21 protein-coding genes are annotated in these 22,045 nt (G+C 75.3%); 10 read left to right on the plus strand and 11 right to left on the minus strand.

Translation table 11 applies throughout. From position 1 onward, the window contains the following. Nucleotides 1-26: 26 nt before the first annotated feature. On the minus strand, nucleotides 27-770 hold the full coding sequence (locus ACF1ED_RS35080; protein ID WP_391767405.1) for a PIG-L deacetylase family protein: 744 nt from the start codon (nucleotides 768-770) through the stop codon (nucleotides 27-29). A 148-nt stretch (nucleotides 771-918) separates the two neighbouring features. On the opposite strand from ACF1ED_RS35080, the gene asnB reads away from it, so the two are divergent. The 6 genes from asnB (at nucleotide 919) to ACF1ED_RS35110 (ending at nucleotide 8,227) form a co-directional block, all read left to right on the plus strand. Continuing rightward, entirely contained in the window at nucleotides 919-2,727 is a 1,809-nt protein-coding gene (gene asnB, locus ACF1ED_RS35085; RefSeq protein ID WP_391767406.1) for an asparagine synthase (glutamine-hydrolyzing), read from the plus strand. Continuing rightward, nucleotides 2,714-3,649: a hypothetical protein gene (locus tag ACF1ED_RS35090; RefSeq protein ID WP_391767407.1), complete on the plus strand. Its 936-nt coding sequence runs from the start codon at nucleotides 2,714-2,716 to the stop codon at nucleotides 3,647-3,649. Before asnB ends, ACF1ED_RS35090 begins: the two co-directional genes overlap by 14 nt. A 96-nt stretch (nucleotides 3,650-3,745) precedes the next feature. Next, nucleotides 3,746-4,492, plus strand: a complete 747-nt coding sequence (locus ACF1ED_RS35095) for an SDR family oxidoreductase (RefSeq protein WP_391767408.1) — start codon at nucleotides 3,746-3,748, stop codon at nucleotides 4,490-4,492. A gap of 38 nt (nucleotides 4,493-4,530) precedes the next feature. Continuing rightward, on the plus strand, nucleotides 4,531-6,096 hold the full coding sequence (locus ACF1ED_RS35100) for a class I tRNA ligase family protein (protein WP_391767409.1): 1,566 nt from the start codon (nucleotides 4,531-4,533) through the stop codon (nucleotides 6,094-6,096). Between the two features lie 377 nt (nucleotides 6,097-6,473). Further along, nucleotides 6,474-7,796 carry a D-inositol-3-phosphate glycosyltransferase gene (gene mshA, locus ACF1ED_RS35105; RefSeq protein WP_391767471.1) on the plus strand — a complete coding sequence of 441 codons (1,323 nt, stop codon included), beginning with the start codon at nucleotides 6,474-6,476 and terminating at the stop codon, nucleotides 7,794-7,796. A 227-nt stretch (nucleotides 7,797-8,023) separates the two neighbouring features. Beyond that, the gene (locus ACF1ED_RS35110) at nucleotides 8,024-8,227 is read left to right on the plus strand and encodes a hypothetical protein (protein ID WP_391767410.1); all 204 of its coding nucleotides are present in this window, start codon (nucleotides 8,024-8,026) and stop codon (nucleotides 8,225-8,227) included. Nucleotides 8,228-8,315: 88 nt separating this feature from the next. On the opposite strand, the gene ACF1ED_RS35115 is transcribed toward ACF1ED_RS35110, so the two are convergent. The 10 genes from ACF1ED_RS35115 to ACF1ED_RS35160 form a co-directional block, all read right to left on the minus strand. Then, a complete protein-coding gene (locus ACF1ED_RS35115; protein WP_391767411.1) occupies nucleotides 8,316-9,368 on the minus strand; it encodes a LuxR C-terminal-related transcriptional regulator in 1,053 nt (350 codons plus the stop codon). A 49-nt stretch (nucleotides 9,369-9,417) separates the two neighbouring features. Further along, nucleotides 9,418-10,461, minus strand: coding sequence for a LuxR C-terminal-related transcriptional regulator (locus tag ACF1ED_RS35120; RefSeq protein ID WP_391767412.1), 1,044 nt, complete (start codon nucleotides 10,459-10,461; stop codon nucleotides 9,418-9,420). A gap of 175 nt (nucleotides 10,462-10,636) precedes the next feature. Further along, nucleotides 10,637-11,062: a Fur family transcriptional regulator gene (locus ACF1ED_RS35125; RefSeq protein ID WP_391767413.1), complete on the minus strand. Its 426-nt coding sequence runs from the start codon at nucleotides 11,060-11,062 to the stop codon at nucleotides 10,637-10,639. A 67-nt stretch (nucleotides 11,063-11,129) separates the two neighbouring features. Further along, a complete protein-coding gene (locus ACF1ED_RS35130; RefSeq protein ID WP_391767414.1) occupies nucleotides 11,130-12,080 on the minus strand; it encodes an SAM-dependent methyltransferase in 951 nt (316 codons plus the stop codon). A gap of 255 nt (nucleotides 12,081-12,335) precedes the next feature. After that, entirely contained in the window at nucleotides 12,336-12,815 is a 480-nt protein-coding gene (locus ACF1ED_RS35135) for a GNAT family N-acetyltransferase (RefSeq protein WP_391767415.1), read from the minus strand. 139 nt (nucleotides 12,816-12,954) lie between these two features. Then, a complete protein-coding gene (locus tag ACF1ED_RS35140) occupies nucleotides 12,955-13,866 on the minus strand; it encodes a M56 family metallopeptidase (RefSeq protein WP_391767416.1) in 912 nt (303 codons plus the stop codon). Beyond that, nucleotides 13,863-14,255, minus strand: a complete 393-nt coding sequence (locus tag ACF1ED_RS35145) for a BlaI/MecI/CopY family transcriptional regulator (protein WP_391767417.1) — start codon at nucleotides 14,253-14,255, stop codon at nucleotides 13,863-13,865. Before ACF1ED_RS35145 ends, ACF1ED_RS35140 begins: the two co-directional genes overlap by 4 nt. Nucleotides 14,256-14,456: 201 nt before the next feature. Further along, on the minus strand, nucleotides 14,457-14,738 hold the full coding sequence (locus ACF1ED_RS35150; RefSeq protein ID WP_030749685.1) for a metal-sensitive transcriptional regulator: 282 nt from the start codon (nucleotides 14,736-14,738) through the stop codon (nucleotides 14,457-14,459). A gap of 38 nt (nucleotides 14,739-14,776) precedes the next feature. Continuing rightward, nucleotides 14,777-17,044: a heavy metal translocating P-type ATPase gene (locus ACF1ED_RS35155; protein ID WP_391767418.1), complete on the minus strand. Its 2,268-nt coding sequence runs from the start codon at nucleotides 17,042-17,044 to the stop codon at nucleotides 14,777-14,779. A gap of 82 nt (nucleotides 17,045-17,126) precedes the next feature. Further along, nucleotides 17,127-17,408: a cation transporter gene (locus ACF1ED_RS35160; RefSeq protein ID WP_391767419.1), complete on the minus strand. Its 282-nt coding sequence runs from the start codon at nucleotides 17,406-17,408 to the stop codon at nucleotides 17,127-17,129. A 216-nt stretch (nucleotides 17,409-17,624) separates the two neighbouring features. Between ACF1ED_RS35160 and ACF1ED_RS35165 the strand changes: the two genes are divergently transcribed. From ACF1ED_RS35165 to ACF1ED_RS35180, 4 genes are all read left to right on the plus strand, one after another. Next, nucleotides 17,625-18,620 carry a hypothetical protein gene (locus tag ACF1ED_RS35165; protein WP_391767420.1) on the plus strand — a complete coding sequence of 332 codons (996 nt, stop codon included), beginning with the start codon at nucleotides 17,625-17,627 and terminating at the stop codon, nucleotides 18,618-18,620. A 51-nt stretch (nucleotides 18,621-18,671) separates the two neighbouring features. After that, entirely contained in the window at nucleotides 18,672-19,370 is a 699-nt protein-coding gene (locus tag ACF1ED_RS35170; protein ID WP_391767421.1) for a copper homeostasis protein CutC, read from the plus strand. Nucleotides 19,371-19,520: 150 nt separating this feature from the next. Continuing rightward, complete coding sequence (locus ACF1ED_RS35175) at nucleotides 19,521-20,447, plus strand: aminoglycoside phosphotransferase family protein (RefSeq protein ID WP_391767422.1); 927 nt, start codon at nucleotides 19,521-19,523, stop codon at nucleotides 20,445-20,447. Between the two features lie 161 nt (nucleotides 20,448-20,608). Next, nucleotides 20,609-22,012, plus strand: a complete 1,404-nt coding sequence (locus tag ACF1ED_RS35180) for a hypothetical protein (RefSeq protein ID WP_391767423.1) — start codon at nucleotides 20,609-20,611, stop codon at nucleotides 22,010-22,012. Nucleotides 22,013-22,045 lie beyond the last annotated feature (33 nt).

Below are 22,045 nucleotides of genomic sequence, written 5' to 3' on the forward strand. Positions count from 1 at the left end.
GCCGCGCGCGCGGTCGCGGGCGCGGGTCAGTCGATGCGGACGGTCTGGAAGGCCTCGGCCATGCGGCCCGCGGGGAGGCCCGCCGCCCTGGCGTGCTCGGAGAGCCAGGTGCGCAGCAGGCCCGCGAGGTCGTCGAAGTGGGCCGTCTGGGAGGTGTGGAGGCGCAGCGCCTCCACCTTGCGGTCGAAGACGGGCGTGACGTCGACGTACTGGTTCGGCGTGGGGCCCGTCATGAGCCACAGTTCGTGGACGGTCCACGGCTCCAGGCCCTCCTCCTTGAGGAGCGAGGGGTGCGCGAAGGGGTTCCGCGCCTCGGGGTACACCGCCCGCAGGCACGCGTCGCCGACGGCCCGGTGGTCGGGGTGGAGGTCGGCGGCGCGGGCCCAGTTGATCTCGGGGGAGGGGATGACGGCCCGCTGCGGCCGCACCTCCCGGATGACCCGGCACAGGTCCCGGCGCAGTTCGACGCTCGGTTCGACGAAGCTGTCGGGGTAGCCGAGGAAGCGGACGTCGGCGACGCCGCTGAGCTTCGCCGAGTGGACCTGCTCGGCGCGCCGCAGGTCGGCCATGGCCTGTCGGGGCAGCAGCGGGTCGTATCCGCCGGCGTCGCCGTCGGTGACGATGCAGTAGGTGACGCGGGTGCCGCGTTCGATCCACCGCATGACGGTGCCGCTGACGCAGAACTCGATGTCGTCCGGGTGCGCGGCCACCACCAGCAGTGATTCCGGCGCGCTGCGGTCGGTGGGGTGGTCGGTCGCCAAGTCCTCCATGTGTCCAGCCTGTTGACCGAGCGGGGGTGCCGCAAGGCCGGGCCGTGGCGTGAACAGGACATGGCACTTACGCGCCATTCAAAAAGTTGGTAGATTCAAATCACTGAACTGCTCATCGATGGTTTCGGATGACCCGGAGGCGACCGGCATGTGCAGGATCCTCGGCTCCTTCGCCGCGAGCGCGGCCCGCCCCGACCCGGCCGCGCTCGCCTCGGCCTCGGCCCGCCAGCGCCACGGCGGCCCCGACGAACACCGGGTGCTCAGCGGCCCCGGCTGGTCCCTCGGCTGCGACCGGCTCGCCGTCACCGACCCCCGCGGCGGACAGCAGCCGTACCGCCTGGCCCACCTCCCGGGCGTCCTCGCCGTCCTCAACGGCGAGATCTACAACCACGCCGAGCTGCGCCGCGCCCTCGCCGCCCGCGGCCACCGCTTCCCCGACCGCTGCGACGGCACCCTCCTGCCCGCCCTCTACGCCGAGCACGGCCCCGCCTTCGCCGAGCACCTCGACGGCATGTTCGCCGTCGCCGTCCTCGACCTGCGGCCCGGCCGGTCCCGACTCGTCCTGGCCGTCGACGACATGGGCATGAAGCCGCTCCACCTCCACCACGACCCGGAGGACGGCTCCACCCGCTTCGCCTCCGAGGTCCCCGCCCTCCTCGCCTTCGGAGGGGTGCGCTTCGCCCCGCGCGTCGACTCCCTCGACACCGTCCTCGCCACCCGCACCTCCTTCTCCACCGGCACCGCCCTCGACGGCGTCAGCGTCCTCCCGCCCGGCGCCACCGCCCTCGTCCGGCCCGGTGCCGCGCCCGTCGTCCGGCGCCGCGCCCCCCACCGGGCCGCGCCCCTCGGCGACACCCAGGACGTGCTGCGCCGCGAGGTCCGCAGGCTCGCCGGCGCCGACGTGCCCGTCTGCGCCGTCACCAGCGGCGGCCTCGACTCCGGACTGGTCACCGCGCTCGCCGCCGAGCACGCCCGCGAGACCGACGCGGAGCCGCCGCACACCTTCCACCTCACCTACCGGGGCAACTGGCCCGGCTCCGAGGCCGCCCACGCCCGCTCCGTCGCCCGCCGCGCCCGCACCGTCCACCACGAGATCGCCCTCGACCCCGAGGAGCTCCCCTCCCTCCTCACCCGCACCGTCCGCCACCTCGGCCAGCCCAACGCCGACCCCATCGCCCTCTCCACCTACGCCCTCTTCCGCGCCGTCCGCCAGAAGGGCTTCACCGTCGCGCTCACCGGCGACGGCGCGGACGAACTCTTCGGCGGGTACGACCGGATGGCGGCGGCCCTCGCCGCCCCGCCCGGCACGGACTGGGCCGCCGCCTACGCGGACGCGCTCTCCGCCGCGCCCCGCCTCCTCCGCGAGCACCTCTACACCGCCGACTACCGCGCCCACATCGCCGACACCGGCTCCGCCGCCGACCGCGTCGAGCAGGAGCTGCGCTCCGCCGAGGCCGCCGGGGCCGACCGGATCACCGCCACGACGGCCCTGGAGACGCGGTGGCGCATGCCCGCCTACCACCTGCGGCGGGTGGACCACCTGGCGATGGCGTGGGGCGTCGAGACGCGGCTGCCCTTCTGCCAGCCCGCCGTCGTCGCCCACGCGCGCGCCCTGCCGTCCGCCGCGCGCACCGGCAAGCGGGCCCTGTACGGGGCGGGCGCGGAGCTGCTTCCCGCCGCCGTCCTGCGCCGCCCCAAGCAGCCCTTCACGCTGCCCGTCGAAGCGATGATCGCGCCCGGCGGCCCGCTCCTCGACACCGTCCGCGAACTGCTCTCCCCGGCCCGGCTGGTCCTCGGCGGCAAGGTCCGCGCCGACCGGGTCGCCCGCCTCCTGGCCCGCCAGCTGGACCGCCCCAACCGCCCCGACGCCCAGGCCCTGTGGGCCCTCGCGGTGCACGAACTCTGGACCGAGGTCCACCGCACCCTCCAGGTCCCCTCGGACTATGCGGCGGCCTGACGCGCGAGCCCCGGAGGGCGCCGCTCCGCGCGCCCGCCCGTTCCGCCCCGCGGAGCGACCGCCCGCACGCGGCGGCGGCGCGGGCACCGCGCTCCTCGTGCGGGCCCACGACGCCCCCGGCCCGACGCTCGCCGTCCCCCTCGGCCAGGTGCCGGGCGGTCTGCTGGGACTCGGGGACGAGCTGGCGCGGCTCCCGTCCGCGTACCGCAAGATCGGGCTGTACGGGGACGACGGCGCCGGCGGCCTGCGGTACCGGTTCGTGCAGCGGCTGCCCGGCGGACGGTTCGACTTCCGTGCGGGCTGCGGGCATTCGCTGCTCGCCTGCGTGGTCGCGGCCGGCCGGCCCGGGCCGGTGCGCGTCCGCGCGGTGACCACCGGCGACACCGTGCTGTGCGAGCCGGAGCGGGACCCGGGGGCGTACACCCTGCACTTCCTGCGGCCGCCCGACGCCCCCGGCACGCTGCCGACCGGCCGGCCCCGGGACCGGCTGCTCGGCGTGCCGGTCAGCCTCGTCTCGTACGGGAACCCCTACGTGTTCGTGGACGCCCGGCACGTCCGCGCGCCCGCCCGGGCGCATCTGCTCGCGCTGCGCGCCGAGGCCGCCCGGCTGCTCGGGCACCCGCCGCACTCCGCGCTCCCGAAGATCGCCGCGGTCGAGGCCGTGTCCGCCGGGCTGTCGGTCCGCGCGCTCACCGTCGGCGGCTGGCATCCGCGGCTGGCGGTGACGGGCGCGGCGGCGCTGGCCGCGGCGGGGGTGCTGGACGGGACCGTGGTGCCCCGGGTCGACGGGCCCGTACGGACCCCGGGCGGCACCGTCACCGTCTCGGCCCGCTCCGACCGGGTCAGCGTGCACCACAAGCGGGCGACGGTGCTGGGCGCCTGCCCGCTCCCGGGGCGCTGGCGTGTCCACGCAACGGCGTGAACGCGCAGCCTTTTCGCAGGTCCAGCGCTTCCTTCCTCTGCCACGCTGAAACGGACCGGCCATTGGCAGCCGTATCCGTGGGGAGAGCAGACGCACATGAAATTCGAGAATCTGCGTGTCGTCGTGACCGGCGCGTCCCGCTCCTTCGGCCGTGCGCTCGCCGTCGGGTTCGCCCATCTCGGGGCGGAGGTCTACGTGTCGGCGCGGACGGTGGAGGCGGCGGAGCGGACCCGTACGGAGGTGATGGGCTCGGCCCGTGACCGCATCCACGCCTTCGGGTGCGACCTCTCCCGGCCCGCCGAGATCCGGGAGTTCGCCGCGCGGGTGGGCGAACGCACCGACCGGGTCGACCTGTTGGTGAACAACGGCGCCCGCTGGCTCGACGGCATGGACCTGGAGGCCGCCGGCGACGCCGAGATCATGGAGACCATCGAGTCCACGGCCGGCGGCACCGTCCTCATGGTCAAGCACTTCCTGCCACTGCTGCGGGGCTCGCTGCGGCCCGACATCGTGAACATGGTGGCCGTGCGGGACGCCGGGGGCGCATCCGCGGCCGCCGCCGGCGGGGCGCACGAGGCGTTCTGGGCGGCGAAGAGCGCGCAGGCCGGCTTCGCGGACATCCTGGCCCGCCGGCTGCGGCCGTCCGGCGTGCGGGTCTTCTCCCTCTTCCCGCCCGACTTCTCGACCGCCGACCCGCGGTTCGCGGAGTGGGACGGCGTGCGTCCGAGCGGCGCCGAGGCCGACGACAAGCTGACCACGCAGGCGCTCTTCGAGTGCATCGTCTACGCCGTCGAGCAGCCCCGCGACTGCTTCATCCGCTCCTTCCACTTCGAGCCCCGCTGACCCCCGGACCACCTTCCCGCCACGCTCAGGAGGCTTCCGTGAGCACCCCCGTCTGGATCACCGCGACCCCGCCCGCCACCCACGGCGAACTCCACATCGGCCACCTCGCGGGGCCGTACGTGGCCGCCGACGTCCTGACCAGATACCTGCGGGCCGAGGGCGAGCCCGTCCGGTTCACCACCGGCACCGCCGACCACGCGAGCTCCGTCGAGCTCCGGGCGCGGCAGCTCGGCCGGAAGCCGGAGGAGGTCGCCGAGGGGTACCGGGCGGCGATCGCCGCCGACTGGCTGCGGTCCGGCGTCGAGTTCGACCACATCGTCCGGCCCCGCCGCGACAAGGGGTACGGGCGCTGGGTGCGGGAGCTCTTCGCGAAGCTGTACGCGGAGGGCGTCATCGTCCCGCGGACCCGCCTGCTGCCGTACTGCGAGCCGTGCGAGCGGTGGCTGCACGGCGCGCACGCCACCGGCGCCTGCCCGCACTGCGGGGCGGCGAGCGACGGCGGGATGTGCCACGAGTGCGCGCGGCCCAACGACGGCGGGGACCTCATCGGGGCGCGCTGCGCGCTGTGCGACACCCCGGCGGTGGCCCGCCGCTGCCGCCGGCTGTACATCCCCCTGGAGCCGTTCCGGGAGACGCTCGCCGACTACTGGGCGGCGGCCGGGCTGCCGCCGCGGCTGGCCGCGCTGTGCGAGTCGCTGGTGGAGGACGGGCTGCCGGACATCGCGGTCGGGCAGCCGGCCCGGTGGGGCCTGGCGGTCCCGGTGGAGGGCTTTCCCGAGCACCGGATCGACGGCTGCTTCGAGGCGGCGGCGATGCACCTCTTCGGCTACGGCGCCGCGGAGCCGCTGCCGGCCCGCGCGATCCACTTCTGCGGCTTCGGGCACTCCTTCTGCCACGCGGTGCTGCTGCCGGTGCTGCTGCTCGCGCAGGGCGTGAAGCTGCCGCAGGACTTCAACGTCAACGAGTCCTTCGTGATCGAGGAGGGGGTGCGGGAGGGGAACGCGTGGGCGTTGGACCTGCTCACCGAGTACGGCTCCGACACCCTGCGCCGGCACGTCCTGCAGGCCCGTCCGCTGGGCCGCCGCACGGTCTTCCGGCGGGACCGGCTCGCGGCGGCGCGCCGCGAGCTGGACGAGAACTGGAACAGCTGGCTGTCCCGGCTCTTCGCCGCGGTCCGCGAGGAGTGCGACGGGCTCGCCCCGCAGGCGCTGCCGGGCGGCACGGGCTGGGAGGTCCTGGAGCGGCGGCTGCACCGGGCGGTGGACGACCTGCGCGAGGCGTACGGCCCCGACGCCTTCGACCCGCGCCGGGCGGTGGCCGTCCTCGACGAGATGGTGCGTTCGGCGGCCGACTTCGGGCACGTCAACGCGCACGAGCGGTGCCGTCCCACCACCGCGTGCCGCCATCTGCCCGCGCTCGCGGCCCAGTTGGCGGTCGCGTCGGCGCTGACGGCGTGGTCGCGGCCGGTGATGCCGGAGGGCGCGGACCGGCTGGCGGCGGCGCTGCGGGTGGAGCCGGGGCGGCCGGTGGACTGGCACGCGCTGATCCCGCCGCTGCCGGGCACCCGGCTGGCCCCGCCGTCGGGACCGGTCTTCGGCTTCTGAACGGCGCCCCCGCCGGATCCGTTCTCCCCACGCACGGAGAAGCCCGCTGGGCCCCGCCGCGAAGCCCGCTGGGCCCCGCCGCGAAGTCCGCTGGGCCCCGCCGCGAAGTCCGCTGGGCCCCACCGCGAAGCCCGCCGGGCCCCGCCGCGAAGCCCGACGGGCTTCGCAGAGAAGCCCCACGGACCCCGAGAAGTCCCACAGCCCTCCCGAGAAGTCCCACAGCCCCCCGAGAAGTCCCACAGCCCCCCGAGAAGTCCCACAGCCCCCCGAGAAGTCCCGAGTCACCGACCACCCCCGCCGCGTGCGCCGGCGCGACCCGCGCGGGGGCACGCGGCTCCCCCACCCCTCAGGAGCCCCTCGTGTCCCTGCGCGTCGCCATGCTCAGCGTCCACACCTCCCCGCTCCACCAGCCCGGCACCGGGGACGCCGGCGGCATGAACGTCTACATGGTCGAGCTCTCCCGGGCGCTCGCCGAACAGGGCGTGGCCGTCGACCTGTTCACCCGCTGCCAGGACGGCGGCGCGCCCCGGCTCACCGACCTCGCGCCCGGGGTGCGGGTCCGGCACGTGGTGGCGGGCCCGCGCCGGGCGGTGGCCAAGGAGGCGGTGCCCGGTCTGGTGCTGCCCTTCGCGCTCGGGCTCTTCCGGCACGAGCGGGCCTACGACCTGGTCCACTCGCACTACTGGCTGTCCGGGCAGGCGGGCCGGATCGCCGCCTTCGGCTGGGGCACCCCGCTGGTGCACACCGCGCACACCCTGGCCCTGGTGAAGAACGCCCACCTCGCCGAGGGCGACGCCCCCGAGCCCGGGGCCCGGATCCTGGGCGAGCGGCAGCTGGCGGCGGAGGCCGACCGGCTGATCGCCAACACGGCGGACGAGGCGGAGGCGCTGCGGAGCCTGTACGGGGCGGACGCGGCCCGCACCGAGGTCGTCCGGCCGGGGGTGGACCTGCGGACCTTCGCCCCGGGGCCGGGTCCGGACGCGGGGCGGGCGGCGGCGCGGGCCCGGCTCGGGCTGCCGGCGGACGCCTTCGTGCCGTTGTACGCGGGCCGGATCCAGCCGCTGAAGGGGCCGGACGTGCTGGTCCGGGCGGTGGCGGAGCTGCTGCGGATGGCGCCGGGGCTGCGCGGCCGGCTGCTCGTGCCGGTGATCGGCGGGCACTCGGGGGCGGGGGAGCGGGGCACGGTGGCGCGGCTGGCGGCGGAGCTGGGCGTGGCGGACGTGCTGCGGCCCTGTCCGCCGGTGCCGCAGGAGCGGCTCGCGGAGTGGTTCCGGGCGGCGGACGTGCTGGTGGTGCCCTCGCGCAGCGAGTCGTTCGGGCTGGTGGCGGCGGAGGCGCAGGCGTGCGGGACGCCGGTGCTGGCCTCGGCGGTGGGCGGGCTGCCGACGGCGGTGTGGGAGGGGGTGACGGGGCTGCTGGTGCGGGGCCACGACCCGGTGGAGTACGCCCGGCGGCTGCTGTGGCTGGCCCGGCATCCGCGGGCGCGGGCGACGATGGGGGCGGCGGCGGTCGGGCACGCCCGGGGGATGAGCTGGCGGGGTTCCGCCGCGCGGACGATCGAGGTCTACGAGGACGCGCTGGCGGCCCGGGGGCCGGCGCGGGCGGCGGGGGGTCAGGGGGTGGGGCAGGGGCGGCGGCACGCCCCTGCCCCGGCGGCCCCTCTCTCCTGGAGGAACGAGAAGGCCGTAGCACGAGTCTAGCATCTCTTTTGGTTCGACCAAAGATTAGGGACGCTACGGACCGGCCAATTCCGTTGATTCGGCGGCCGATTGACGCACACACGCCATGGCGGGTCCACGCATCGGAGAACCATGGATTCGCCAACGGGGCCCCGACAGAATGGAGTTGTCTTCAGGGAGAGCCCGGCGGCACGGGCCCCCGGAGACGGGAATCGGCACCCCGCCCATTCGTGACTCCTGGAGGAATCATGTCCGTCGCGCAGAACTCCGGAATGCGGAAGACCGTCCGACAGTTCCTGGTCGCCCTCACCGCGTGTCTCGCGGTCGGCGCCGGCGCGGCCTTCGCGGTCGGCCCCGGCAGCGCCCCGGAATCCCCGGTTCAGCACGCCGGCGTCACCGTCGACTGGCCGCACGCCACCGCCACCGCGACCCCCGCCCCGCCGGTCGACTGAGACGCCGGCGAAGGGAAACGCCGAAAGCCCCGTGATCGCTGCCACGATCACGGGGCTTTCGCGCGCCCGGAATCGCCGTGCGGGAAATTCAGTCGAGCCAGCCGAGCCGCACCGCGCGCACCCCGGCCTCGAATCGGCTCGACGCCCCCAATTCCTGCATGAGTTCGGAGAGCATGCGGCTCACCGTGCGCAGCGAGACCCCGAGATTCCGGGCGATCTTCTCGTCCTTCATCCCGTCCGCGAGCATTTGGAGGGCCGCCCGCTGCTGCTCGGACAGGCCGTCGCCGCCCCGCTCGGGCGCCACGTCGTCGCCGTACGGGGTGGCCGTGTGCCAGCAGTGCTCGTACAGGCTCAGGAAGGAGCCGACGAGGAGCGGGCCGCGGGCCAGGATCGCGCCCCGGCCGGGCTCCTCGGGGTGCAGTGGCACCAAGGCGTACTGCTGGTCCACCAGGACCATGGTCATGGGCAGTTCGGGCGCGATCCGGACCTCGACGCCCAGCTCGGCGCGGCGCTTGATCACGGCCGCGGCCTCGGGCCGGACGGCGTCCTGGACGCGGTAGGCGGCGCGCAGCCGGATGCCCTGGGCGAGCTGGCGGGCGTCCCGCTCGAAGATCCGCTCGGGGACCTGGCGGCTCGGGCCCGTGGGGTACATCGAGCAGGAGGCCTCCTGGGTGACGTCGACGATGTCCTCCAGGGCCTGCTGGATCCGCCGGTAGTCGGTGATCGCCTCGACCGCGATCTCGGAGCCGGACAGCGAGCCGGGCTGGAGGAAGGCGCCGGCCAGCGTCTCCAGGGTGCTGTACGCCTGGTCCGCCTCGGCCAGGTGCTCGCGGAGCCGGGCCCGCTCGCGGTTGAGGATCCGCAGCAGCGCGATCTCCGGGTGCACCGAGGCGACGGCGCCCTCCTCGGGCCGCCAGTCGGCGTTGCGCAGGTCGGCGGCGGTGGCGTGCCGGCTGGTGGTCGGGACGATCAGGCCGAGGGAGAGCAGTTCGGCCCGACATCGCTCGTGCTCCTCCGGCGCGAGTCCTAAGCCGGCGGCCACCTCGGCGTAGTTCGACACCCCGCGACGGCGCAGCTCCTGATAGAGCGTCACCAGGAGTCCGGTCCCGCCGTCCTCCGTGCCGCCGTCCGTGGTGACCATGGCGAACTTCCCCCTCGTCGTCGCGAATCGACCGTCCGGACCGTTCAGGCTACGCGGTGTGCCGCGCGGCCCCGAGGCCCTCGGGACCGCCCTCGCCGTCCAGCAGGCCCAGCCGGGCCGCCTTCACGCCCGCCTCGAAGCGGCTGGCCGCGCCGAGTTCGTGCATCACCTCGGAGATGAGCCGGCTGACCGTGCGCAGCGACACCCCCAGGGTCCGCGCCACCTGCTCGTCCTTGATGCCCGAGGCGAGCATCCGCAGCACGGTCCGGTGCTGCTCGGTCAGCCCGCCGCCGTCCTGCCCGTCGGTCTCCCGCCGGTCCCCGTACGGGGTCGCGGCCTGCCAGCAGTAGGCGTACAGCGCGCGGTAGACGCGCACCAGGCCCGGGCCGCGGGCCAGGATCGCGGGGGAGGCGGGGTCGCGGGGGTCCGTCGGCAGCAGGGCGAAGGAGTCGTCGGCGAGGACCATGTTCATGGGGACGACGGGGGAGAGGCGGATCTCGGCGCCGAGCGCGGTCCGGGCCGCGAGGTGCTGGTCCATCTCCGGCACCTGGCCGACCCGGGCGCTGTACATGGCCTGGACGCGGACCCCGCGGGCCACCCGCTCGCGGTCCCGGTCCAGCTCCAGGGCCATCTCCTCGCGCCGGACCGAGCCGGTGGCCATGGAGTGGACGGAGCCGCGGGCGGTCTTCGTCAGGTCGGCGAGTTCGCGCCGGATCCGGGACGGGTCGTCGACGATCTCGACCTCGACGTCGGAGCCGGGTTCGGCGCGGGCCCGCAGGAAGGGGCCGGCGAGCGTCTCCAGGGCGGTGTGCGCGCGGCTGGTCTCGGCGAGCCGGCTCTCCAGCCGGTCCCGCTCGTGCCGCAGCAGTCCGAGCAGGGCCACGTCAGGGGCGATGACCAGGGGGGACGGCGCGGTCGTGTCGATCAGGCCGAGCGTGGTCAACTCGTCGCGCGCGCGGTCCCGTTCGGCCCCGGTGAGCTCCAGCTGGCGGGCCGCCTCGTCGAGCGGGGTGCCCGGCGCGGCGCGGAGGGCCTGGTAGAGGGCGAGGGCCTGCTCGCCTCCTGTACGTGCTCCGGCGGCGTTCTTGGACACGGCGGCAGCAGACTCCCCTCGGATCGCGCGGATCCCGTTGAAAAACGCCCCGGCAGACCCTGCCACACATTCGAACGTTCCGCACGAGGTTCACGGACGAAGCCGGAAGGAGCCGGACGAAGCCGGAAGGGTGCGGATGAAGCCGGAAGGGCTGGATGAAACCGCGCGAGCGGGATCAGGCGGACTCTTCCGAGCAATCGGGGCACAGCCCCTTGAAGACCAGCTCGGTCTCCTCGGTCCGCCAGCCGGGCAGGCCGCCGCGCGGCGGCGCGGGCGCGGGCGCGTCGACGTTCTCCACCCGTCCGCAGCGCACGCACAGGGCGTGCTGGTGGCGGGGGCCCGAGATCTCGAAGACGGCGGGCAGGCCGGGGCGGTCGAACTTGCCGACCAGGCCGGTCTCCTGGAAGTGCCGCAGCATCTCGTAGACGGCCTGGCTGGTGAGCGAGCCCAGCCGCTCGCGGGCGGCCGCGGTGATCGCCTCGACGTCGAGGTGGCCGCCGGCGGCGAGCACCGAAAGGACCTCCAGGCGCGGCCCGGTGACCCGCAGGCCCACGTCCCGCAGGCGCTGGATCACCGCCTCGCGGCCCGTCAGCTCTTCCACGACTGCCCTCTTCTCCGGCCGCCGCCCGGTCGCGTCCCGGCCGGCCGCCGGGCGCCTTCTGGTCGGCTCAAACGTTTGCGGGCATCGTACCTCTTGCCCGCCCGCCCCGACAGGCGGCGGCCGGTCGGTCGTCCGCACGGCAGACCAGCAGCACCGACTCCGTGCGCTCGTCGATCCGCTGCCGCCGCCGGCCCTCGATGTGCAGGCCCGCGGAGTGGAGTTCGGCCGCCAGCCGCTCCTGGTCCACGATCCACTTGTCGGTGGTCAGCACCGTCCGCTCCGAGGAGAGCTTGCCGGTCCTGGCCGTGTAGTAGGTGATCCGCTCGCTCATCGACCCCAGGTCGAAGACCTGCCGGGCCACCACCCACTCGTCGATCCCGTCGAACCGCGGCACCTGGAACGCCCAGGTCCGCCGCGGCTCCGCCACCAGCCCCGGCCGCAGGTGCGCGGTGTAGTCCAGGGCCAGCGCCCCGCCCGCCTCCAGATGGCCCGCGACCTCCCGCAGCAGCCCCGGCCGCCGGGCCGGCGGGACCGCCGAGACCATCGTGCCCGCGAGCAGCGCCAGCCGGTAACTCCCGCGCAGCCGCAGCTCGGTGAGGTCCGCGCGGTGCGTCGCCACCAGACCGGCCACCTGCGGGCCGATCCGCCGGGCCCAGCCTTCGAGGCGCTCCAGTGCCGAGGCGTCCCGGTCCACGGCGTCCACGGCGAAGCCGTGCCGGGCGAAGGGGACGGCGAGCCGCCCCGCGCCGGAGCCGAGGTCCAGGACGGGTCCGCCGGTGGAGCGGGCGAGGCCGAGATAGCGGACGATGTCCGCGCTGTGCGGGCCGAGCAGGGCGTCGTGCAGCCACACGGACCCCTCGTCCATCGCGGAGACGGACTCCAGTCCGGGCAGCGCGTCGGGGGCGATCCGCACCCCGGCCCCGGCCCGGGGCGCCCGCTCCCGGTCGTATCGGGACGGCAGGACCGGCGCGAGCGCTGCGGGCACGGCGGGCAGGGAAGTGCCGCTCGGGGTGTGCATCGCTCCTCCAGGGGCTCGCGCGGTCCATGCCGTCCGGGCGGGGCACCCGTGCCGCCGGGACCGCGCCGCTGCGCCCATCCTGACCTGCGGAAGGAACCCCGATCCACCGGATCGGGCGGCGTGAACACGCGATGGCGTGGATCTGCCACGAACCCTTGTACGGGCCCCGGGCGTACCGCCCCCGGCCTGCGGGACCCCGACGCAAGGGACCCCGGCATACGTGATCCCGGCCCACGGCCCGGCGTGACGGGTCTCCTAGACCGCGCGGCCCCAGCGCTTCGGTCCCAGGGGCGTGAAGCCCTGCCCCCGGTAGAACGGGAGCGCCGGGTCCGCCTCCACCGGCAGCTGCACCCGCTGCTCCCGCGCGTCGTAGCCGCGCGTCCGGTCGGTGGCCGCCGCCAGCAGGGCCGTACCGATCCCGCGCCTGCGCGCGCCCTCCTCGACCGCCAGGGCGTACAGCTCGCCCTCGCCCGGCACCGGCACCCCGCACGCGGCGGCGCCGACGAGCCCGCCCCCGGGGCGTTCCGCGACCAGCCAGCCGAGCCAGCCGGGCGCGCCTCCCGGAATTTCTATTTCCGCGCGTATGCGGGGCAGCGCACATTGTGTGGAGATCAGCCGGCGCAACGGGATTTCGTCCAGCATTCCGGCATAGCTGCTCCGGATCGCGTCGGCGAGCAGCCGGGATATCGTCGTCGCGTCGCCGGCGGCTGCCGTACGGACGCCAGCGAGCTGCATTGGATCTGTACCCTTCGCCGTGCCGAGCGCCGTGGTGGACCGGAGCCCCAACGTACCCACAATAGCGACCGATTCCGGGGCGTGTGACCGATGCGAAATCTACGAATTCACTTAGTAAATAGCTGAGTTGGTTCAGGCATTAGGCCGGGAAGGAACAGCAGGCGACCACGAGCGGAGCCATCGCGAGAGCCGCCGCGCCGATCGTCAGCAGCCCCCGCAGCACGGGGTGTCCGGCGCTGTGCGGAGTGAGGATCCGGCGCATCCGGAGGGCCGCGGAAGGCCCCCCGGCGGCGAACGCGGCGCGCGGCGCGCGGCCCGCCGCGAGGGCGTAGAGCGCGGTGGCGAGCGCGTCCCGGGTGCAGCGGCGCAGGGCCCGGTCGTCGGCGGCCATCTCCAGCAGCAGCGGGACCGCCGAGGAGCCGTGCCGGGCGAGCGGCAGCCGCCGGAAGACCGTGCCGAAGGCCTCGGCGGCGGCGACCAGGAGGTGGTGCCGGCCCGCGATGTGTGCCCGCTCGTGGGCGAGGGCGGCGCCGAGCTGCGCGGGGGTGAGGGTGTCGACGGCCCCGGAGGAGACGACGACCCGGCGGGTGCGGCCCGGCAGGCAGTAGACGGCGGGCCGGGCGTGGTCGAGGACGGTGGCCCGCAGCCCGGCGTCGTACCGCCCGATCAGCCGCAGCACGCCCGCGTGCTCCCGCCGGGCCCGGCGGGCCCGCAGCAGTCCGCGGGCGAAGGCGCCGGCCGGCACGGCGAGGACCGCGACGGCCACGGCGAGCGCGGCCAGTTCCCGCCCCCGCAGCGCGAACAGCTGTCCGGGGAGGGGCACTTGAAGCGTCAGCACCATGTCGGCGAGACGGTGGCTGGACGCGCCGGGCAGCAGCAGCTGCGCGGGGAGCAGCGCGCTCGCGACGGCGAAGACGGTGCCGCAGGCGGCCCAGACGGCGACCGCGAGCCGGGGCACCTGCTGCGCCCAGCGGGCCCGGACCAGCAGCCAGGGGACGAGGAAGCCGGAGAGCAGTCCGAGTCCGAGGGGGATGAGGGCGTGGTGGTTCACGCGCGGCCTCCCGGCGCGGCCTTGGCGTCGTCCTCGCCGCGGGCCGCGCGGAGGGCGGCGTCGAGGGCCTCGACGTCCTCGTCGGAGATGGCCTCGACGAAGCGGAGCAGGGCGGCGGGCCGGTCCTGGCTGTCGCCGAGGGCGTCGCGCATCAGGCCGGCGGTGTACTCCTCGCGGCTGCGGACGGGTTCGTACAGCCAGGCCCGGCCCGCCTTCTCGCGGCGGAGCCAGCCCTTGCGGTGCAGGATGTCGGCCACCGTCATGACGGTGGTGTAGGCGACCCGGCGGCCGCGGTTGATGTCGTCGACGACCTCGCGGACGGTGGCGGGCCGCTGCCAGGCCCACAGCCGGTCCATGATCTCGGCCTCCAGCTCTCCCAGCCGGCGCACGTGCATCCCCTCCCCTCGCGGGCGGCTCATCGTACGGGTCGCGCACCCGCCCGAGGTATACCCCCTGGGGGTAGGTTGGCGGGTTCCTGACGGCCCCGGGAACGGCCGCCGCCCCCGTGCGGCGGCCCGCTCGCGCGGGCCCCTCGCACGGGGGCGGTGCCGGACTCCGTCAGGTCGGGCCGGGTCCGGTTCGGGTCCGGGTCAGGTCCGGATCAGCCGGGCGATCGCCTTCGACGCCTCGCCGACCTTGACCTTCGCCTGGTCCCCGCCGGCCGCGATCGCCTCCGTGACGCAGCAGCTCAGGTGCTCGTCCAGGAGGGCCACCGCGGTGGACTGGAGGGCGGCGTTGATGGCCGAGACCTGGGTCAGGACGTCGATGCAGTAGACGTCCTCGTCGACCATCCGCTGCACCCCCCGGACCTGTCCCTCGATCCGCCGGAGTCTTCTGATGATGTCTTCCTTGTGCTGTACGTAACCGGCCACGGCGGGCTCCCGTCACATCAGTGGAGAGGGGGAGGGGGTCACTTGTCCGCGGCCTGGAAGCCGCGCAGCCGCAGGCTGTTGCCGACCACGAAGACCGAGGAGAAGGCCATCGCGGCGCCGGCGATCATCGGGTTGAGCAGTCCGGCCGCGGCGAGCGGCAGGGCGGCCACGTTGTAGGCGAAGGCCCAGAAGAGGTTCGAGCGGATGGTGCCGAGGGTCTTGCGGGAGAGCCGGATCGCGTCCGCCGCCGCCCGCAGGTCGCCCCGCACGAGGGTGAGGTCGCCGGCCTCGATGGCGGCGTCCGTGCCGGTGCCCATCGCCAGGCCGAGGTCGGCCTGGGCGAGCGCGGCGGCGTCGTTCACGCCGTCGCCGACCATGGCGACCGAACGGCCCTCGGCCTGGAGGCGCTTGACGACGTCGACCTTGTCCTGCGGCATGACCTCGGCGATGACCTCGCCGATGCCGACCTCGGCGGCGACGGACTCGGCGACCGCCTTGTTGTCGCCGGTCAGCAGGATCGGGGTGAGCCCGAGGCCCTTGAGCCGGCGGATCGCCTCCGCGCTGGTCTCCTTGATCGCGTCGGCGACCTCCAGGACCGCGCGGGCCTCCCCGTCCCAGGCGACCGCGATGGCCGTCCTCCCGGCCTTCTCCGCCGCGTCCTTCGCGGACTTGAGGCTCGCCGGGAGGGACATCGCCCACTCCTCCAGGAGCTTCTCGCGGCCGACGAGGACGGCGTGCCCCTCGACGACGCCCTGGACGCCGAGACCGGGGACGTTGGCGAAGTCCTCGGGGGTGGGCAGGGTGCCGACCCTGGCGGCGGCGCCGGTGGCGACGGCCTGGGCGATCGGGTGCTCGGAGGAGTGCTCCAGGGCGCCGGCCAGGCGCAGCACGTCGGTCTCGTCCGTACCGGCGGCGGTGTGGACCTTGAGGAGGGTCATCCGGCCGGTGGTGACGGTGCCGGTCTTGTCCAGGACGATGGTGTCGACCTTGCGGGTGGTTTCCAGGACCTCGGGGCCCTTGATGAGGATGCCGAGCTGCGCGCCGCGGCCGGTGCCGACCATGAGGGCGGTCGGGGTGGCGAGGCCCAGGGCGCAGGGGCAGGCGATGATCAGGACGGCGACGGCGGCGGTGAAGGCGGCGGTCAGGCCCTGACCGGTGCCGAGCCAGAAGCCGAGGGTGCCGAGCGAGAGCGCGATGACGATCGGCACGAAGACGGCCGAGATCTTGTCGGCGAGGCGCTGGGCGGCGGCCTTGCCGTTCTGCGCGTCCTCGACGAGCTTCGCCATCCGGGCGAGCTGGGTGTCGGCGCCGACGCGGGTGGCCTCGACGACGAGCCGGCCGCCGGCGTTCAGGGTGGCGCCGGTGACGGAGTCGCCGACGGAGACCTCGACCGGCACGGACTCGCCGGTGAGCATGGAGGCGTCGACGGCGGAGGAGCCCTCGACGACGGTGCCGTCGGTGGCGATCTTCTCGCCGGGGCGGACCAGGAAGCGGTCGCCGACCTGGAGTTCGGCGGTGGGCACGGTGGTCTCGCGCCCGTCCTTGATGACGGTGACCTCCTTGGCGCCCAGCTGCATCAGCGCCTTGAGCGCGGCTCCGGCCTTCCGCTTCGAGCGGGCCTCGAAGTAGCGGCCCGCGAGGATGAAGGCGGTGACGCCGGCGGCGGCCTCCAGGTAGATGTTCCCGGCGCCGTCGGTGCGGGCGATGGTGAACTCGAAGGGGTGCGTCATCCCCGGCGTGCCGGCGGTGCCGAAGAACAGCGCCCACAGGGACCACAGGAACGCGGCGATCGTGCCGACCGAGATCAGCGTGTCCATGGTGGCCGCGCCGTGCTTCGCGTTGGTCCAGGCGGCCTTGTGGAAGGGCCAGGCGGCGTAGACGACGACCGGCGCGGCGAGCGTGAGGCTCAGCCACTGCCAGTACTCGATCTGCAGGGCCGGGACCATCGCCATCGCGATGACGGGCACGGCCAGGGCGACGGCGGTGACCAGCCGCTGCTTGAGGGGCCGCAGCTCCTCGTCGGCCTTCTCCTCGTCGGTCGGGCCCTCGGGGCCGCCGGCGGCGGCCGGGCGCTCCGGCTCGGGCTCGGCGGCGGTGTAGCCGGTGGCCTCGACGGTGGCGATCAGGTCGGCGACCGGGATGTCGGCGGCGAAGGTGACCTTCGCCTTCTCGGTGGCGTAGTTGACGGTGGCCTCGACCCCGTCCATGCGGTTGAGCTTCTTCTCGATCCGGGCCGCGCACGAGGCGCAGGTCATGCCGCCGATGGCGAGCTCGACCTGGGCGGTGCCGGGGGTCGTCGTGGTCATGAAACTGCTCCCTCTTTCTTTCCTGTGCACGGGGGCCGGGGCCCGGGCGGGGTTACGGGACGGGCCCCGGCGGCCGGATCGGTCAGGCGCGGCCGGTCAGGTCGTAGCCCGCGTCGTCGACCGCGGCGGCGATCGCGGCGTCGTCGGGCGCGCCGTCCGTGGTGACGGTCACCAGGCCGCCGGCGACGTCGACGTCCACGGAGAGGACGCCCTCCAGCGCGCTGACGGAGGTGGTGATCGCGGTCTTGCAGTGGCCGCAGGTCATGCCCGAGACCGCGTAGACGGTGCTGGTGGCGTCGGCCACGGCGACCGCGGTGGTGGTGCCGGTCGAGCAGCTGTTGTCGGGGGTGCAGCAGGAACCCATGTCGTCCTCCATCGTGTGTCCAGGTGGACCGGATACCCTCGGGGGGTATCGGCGGTGTGGCTCCATGTATACCCCCCAGTGGTATCCGGTGCAAGTGTCGGACCGACTTGACTTGATACCCCCCAGGGGTATGGTGAAGTGCAGAGAGCAAGAAGAACCCGTCACCGCGCCGGCCCACGCGCCGACGCGCCGGCCCACGCATCAGGGAGAGCAGCCATGAACACCGGAGTGAGGATCACCGCCTTCGCCGCCGCGCTCGCCGCGACCTTCGGCGCCGCGTACGGGGTCGGCAAGGGCGTCGGCCCGGTGGACGAGCCCGTGAAGGCCGGGCACGGCGAGCACGCCGCCGCCACCCCCGACCCCAGCGCCTCCGCCGGCGGCCACGCGGGCCACGAGGAGACCGCCCCCGCCGGCGCCGCCGAGCTCCCCGGCGGCCTCCAGGTCTCCGACGGCGGCTACACCCTCGCCCTGGAGACCCCGGCCCCGCCCGTCGGCCGCAGCACCCTGAAGTTCTCCATCCAGGACGCCGCCGGGAAGAAGGTCACCGCCTTCACCACCGAGCACGGCAAGGAGCTGCACTTCATCGTCGCCTCGCGCGACCTGACGGTCTTCCGCCACCTCCACCCCGAGAAGGCGCCCGACGGCACCTGGACCGTCGAGGCCGACCTCCCGGCCGCCGGCGGCTACAAGGCCTTCGCCGACTTCAAGCCCGCCGCGAAGGGCGCGAAGGGCCTCACCCTCGGCGTCGACCTCGCCGTCCCCGGCGCCTCCGCCCCCCGGCCGCTCCCGGCCGCCGCCACCACCGCCACCGCCGGCGACGGCTACCAGGTCCGCCTCGGCGGCACCCTCGACCCCGGCAAGGCCGGCGAGCTGCGCCTCACCGTCTCCAAGGACGGCGAGCCCGTCACCGACCTGGAGCCGTACCTCGGCGCGTACGGACACCTGGTCGCCCTCCGCCAGGGCGACCTCGCCTACCTCCACGTCCACCCGAACGAGGGCGGCCCCGGCCCCGACGTCTCCTTCACGGCCACCGCGCCGAGCACCGGCACGTACCGCCTCTTCCTCGACTTCCAGCACGGGGGCGAGGTCCGCACGGCCGCCTTCACGGTGAAGGCGGGCGTCCCGGCCGCGTCCTCCGCCCCTTCCGGGCCCCCCGCCGCCACGTCCACGGAGACGGCCGAGCACGATGCGGGAGGCCACTCGCACGGTTAGTCTGGTCATTGGACTAGACCTGTAGCCGTCATTCATGGAGGAATGGGCGCAATGAGCAACCGTGCTGTCCTGGAGGTGATCGCCCTCGACGAGCAGGACGCGGTCGCCGCCCAGACCGGGGGCGCCGACCGCCTCGAACTCGTCACCGACATGGCGGCGGACGGCCTCACCCCGTCGACGGCCGGCTTCGCCGCCATCCGCCGCGAGGTCGACATCCCGCTCCGCGTGATGCTCCGCCTGGCGGACGGCTTCGCCGCCGGAGACGTCGACGCCCTGGTCGCCCGCGCCGGGGAGCTGCGCGAAGCCGGCGCCGACGAGTTCGTCCTCGGCTTCCTCACCCCCGCGGGCGAGCCCGACCTGGTCGCCGTCGAACGGCTCGTCGCCGTCCTCGACGGCGCCCGCTGGACCTTCCACCGGGCCATTGACCGCGCCGCCGACCGCGACGGCCTCCGCAAGCGCCTCGCCGACCTCCCCGGCCTCGACACCTACCTCACCGCCGGCGCCGCCACCGGCGTCGACGACGGCCTCCCGGTCCTCGAAGCCGAAGCCGCCCGCACCGGCGAGCCCGGCTACGAGCCCCAGATCCTCGTCGGCGGCGGCCTCCGCCTCGACCACCTCCCGCGCCTGCGCGCCGCCGGCCTCACCGCCTTCCACATCGGCGGCGCCGCCCGCCCCGGCGGCTGGACCGCCCCCGTCTCGGCGGACGCGGTCAGCACGTGGCGCGAGGCCGTGGACGCGCCGCGGGCCTGACCCGAGCCCCGCGCCCCCGCGCGGAGCCCGGCCGCGCGGCGGTGCGCGGCCGGGAACCCGCCTCCCGTGGCGCGCCGTCCGCCGCCCGCGAGGACACCGGCCCCGGAAAAACGCGATGCGCCCTCCGGGCCCCCTGGCTAGCCTCCGGGCATGACGGACGCACCCGCACCCGAGCCCGGAGCCGAGCCCGGCGAAGAGCTGGTACGCCGGCTGGTCGCCTCCCAGTTCCCCCGCTGGGCGGGACTCCGGGTGCGGGAGCTGGCCTCCGCCGGGACGGACAACGCGATGTTCCGGCTCGGCGACGAGCTCGTCGTCCGCCTGCCGAAGGCCCCCTGGGCGACCGGACAGATCGAGAAGGAGCGGCGGTGGCTGCCCCGGCTCGCGCCCGCGCTCCCGCTCCCCGTGCCGGTGCCCGTCGGCGCGGGCGTCCCGGGGGAGGGCTTCGGCCGGCCCTGGGGGGTCTACGCCTGGCTGGACGGCGCCGACGCCTGGTCCGCGCCCGTCACCGACCTCGCCCACGCCGCCGAGGAGCTGGGGCGCTTCGGGGTCGCCCTGCGGGCGGCCGACGCGACCGGCGGGCCGAGGTCCTTCCGGGGCGGCCCCGTCACCGAGTGGGAGGGCGGCGCCCTCCCGGCGGCCGTCGCCGCCCTGGCGGCCGCCGGGCTCCTCGACGCGCGCGCCGCCCTCGACGCCTGGGACCGGGTCCTCGCGCTCCCCGCCTGGGACCGCGACCCGGTCTGGCTCCACGCCGACCTGCTGCCCGGCAACCTCCTCACCCGGAACGGCCGGCTCAGCGCCGTCATCGACTTCGGCGGCCTCGGCACCGGCGACCCCGCCGTCGACCTGATGCCCGCCTGGACCCTCCTCACCCCCGGCACCCGCCCCCTCTTCCGCGCCGCCTCCCGCGTCGACCCCGCCACCTGGTCCCGCGGCCGCGGCTGGGCCCTCTGCTGGGGCCTCGTCACCGATTACTACTACGGCGGAGGGGACGCCCCCGGCACCGCCCCCGTCCCCAACCCCGTCCTCGCCTCCGTCGCCCGCCGCACCTGGACCCAAGCCCTCCCCGAATACGCCTGACGGCCCCGCCGCGCGCCCGCCGAAACCCCGTCCGTTTGACCGTCATGTGTGACAAAAGTGCAGGTCAGGGCCGTTGCTGAAGGGTTGACCTGGATTCCGGAACGGGTGATAGTGGCGCTCGCGGCCGGGCCCGTCCGGCCGGTTCACCAGGGTGGGGACTCTTGAACGACATCCGGACGCGCGCCGAGGCGCTCCTCGCCGCCGGACGCTTCGGCGAGGCGCGGACCGCCGCGCGGGACGCGCTCGACGCGGACGGGCCCGACGCCGGGCTCTCCCTCGTGCTCGCCCGCGCGCACATGGCCGAGGACGACGACGACCACGACGACGCCGCCGAGCGGGTCTTCCGGGAGGGCCTCGAAGCCTCCCCGGACGACATCGGACTGCTGGGCGGGTACGCCGAACTCTGCGCCCGCACCGACGGGTTCGAGCGGCCCGGACGAAGCGCCCGAGGTGTGGAGATCAGCGCCCGGCTGCGCGAACTCGCCCCGCACTCGGCGGAGTTGAGGCGCGCCGAAGCGGCCGGGAATTCCGTCTCCACCGGCTCCCGGGACGCCGTCTCGGCGCGCCGGGTGCAGAGCTTCGACGCGGCCGGCGCCTTCGCCGCGGCGCCCACGCCCGCTGACGCGGCCGAGCAGACGGCCCGGTGGGCCGCCCGCACCCCCTACGACCGCCGGCTCGCCGTCCTCGCCGAGACGACCGCCGCCCTCGCCGCCCCCGGCCGGACCTGGCTGCGCCTGCTGCTGTGCCGGGCCCCCGAGTACCGGCTCCTGGGCACCGCGCTCGTCCTCCTGCTCGCCGTCCTGCGCGGCACGGTCCTCCCGATGCCGTACGGCGTCACCGTCGCCGTGCTCGTTCTGCTGGGCCTCCCGGGCCTCGCCCTCCGCCGGCTCCTCGGCCAGGCCCGTGACCGGGCCGCCGCCCGCGCGGCGGACGCGGTGCCGGCCGGGCCGGACGGCACCGGGGAGCCGGACGGCTTCGGGCCGCCCGAGCTGCCGCCCGTGCCGCGCCTCACCCGCCGCGAGCTCGCCCTCGCCGGCGCGGGCATCGGCCTCGCGCTGCTCGCGGGCGGAGCGGCGTACGCCTCCTCCCTCGCGTACCCGCGCTACCAGGTGGTCGTCCACGACGAGTTCCGCGGCGCGGCGGGCGTCGACCTCGGCGCCCTTCGCGGGACGGCGCCGGTGGAGGGCGCCGAGGACTCGCTGCTCTGGACGTACGGCTCCGGCACCGACACCGACGACGGGGACCAGCTCGTCGTTTACGTCGCGGCCGGCGACTTCCACCGGGTGCGGGCCCAGGACGTGTCCGGGCGGTACGGCATGCTCGGCGGCCTGGAGGAAACCGTCGACGTCCGCGAGGACTGGAGCGCGGACGCCGGCGCCCGCGGCGGCTGGATGCACTGCGCCCGGGTCGCCGCCCCCGACGGACTCCGCAAGGCGGTGTGCATGTGGGCGGACAGGGGGAGCATCGGCTCGGCGGGCTTCGTGGCGGAGCACATGGGCCGGGCCGAGATCGAGGAACTGGCCGCGGACGTGCGCGGAAGCTTCCTCCGACCCGTCGGCGACTGACGCGCCCCCAGGTCTGTCGCACCCCCGTGGTAC

Origin of the sequence: Streptomyces sp. NPDC014656 (assembly GCF_043084305.1) — a bacterium.
Taxonomy (GTDB): domain Bacteria; phylum Actinomycetota; class Actinomycetes; order Streptomycetales; family Streptomycetaceae; genus Streptomyces.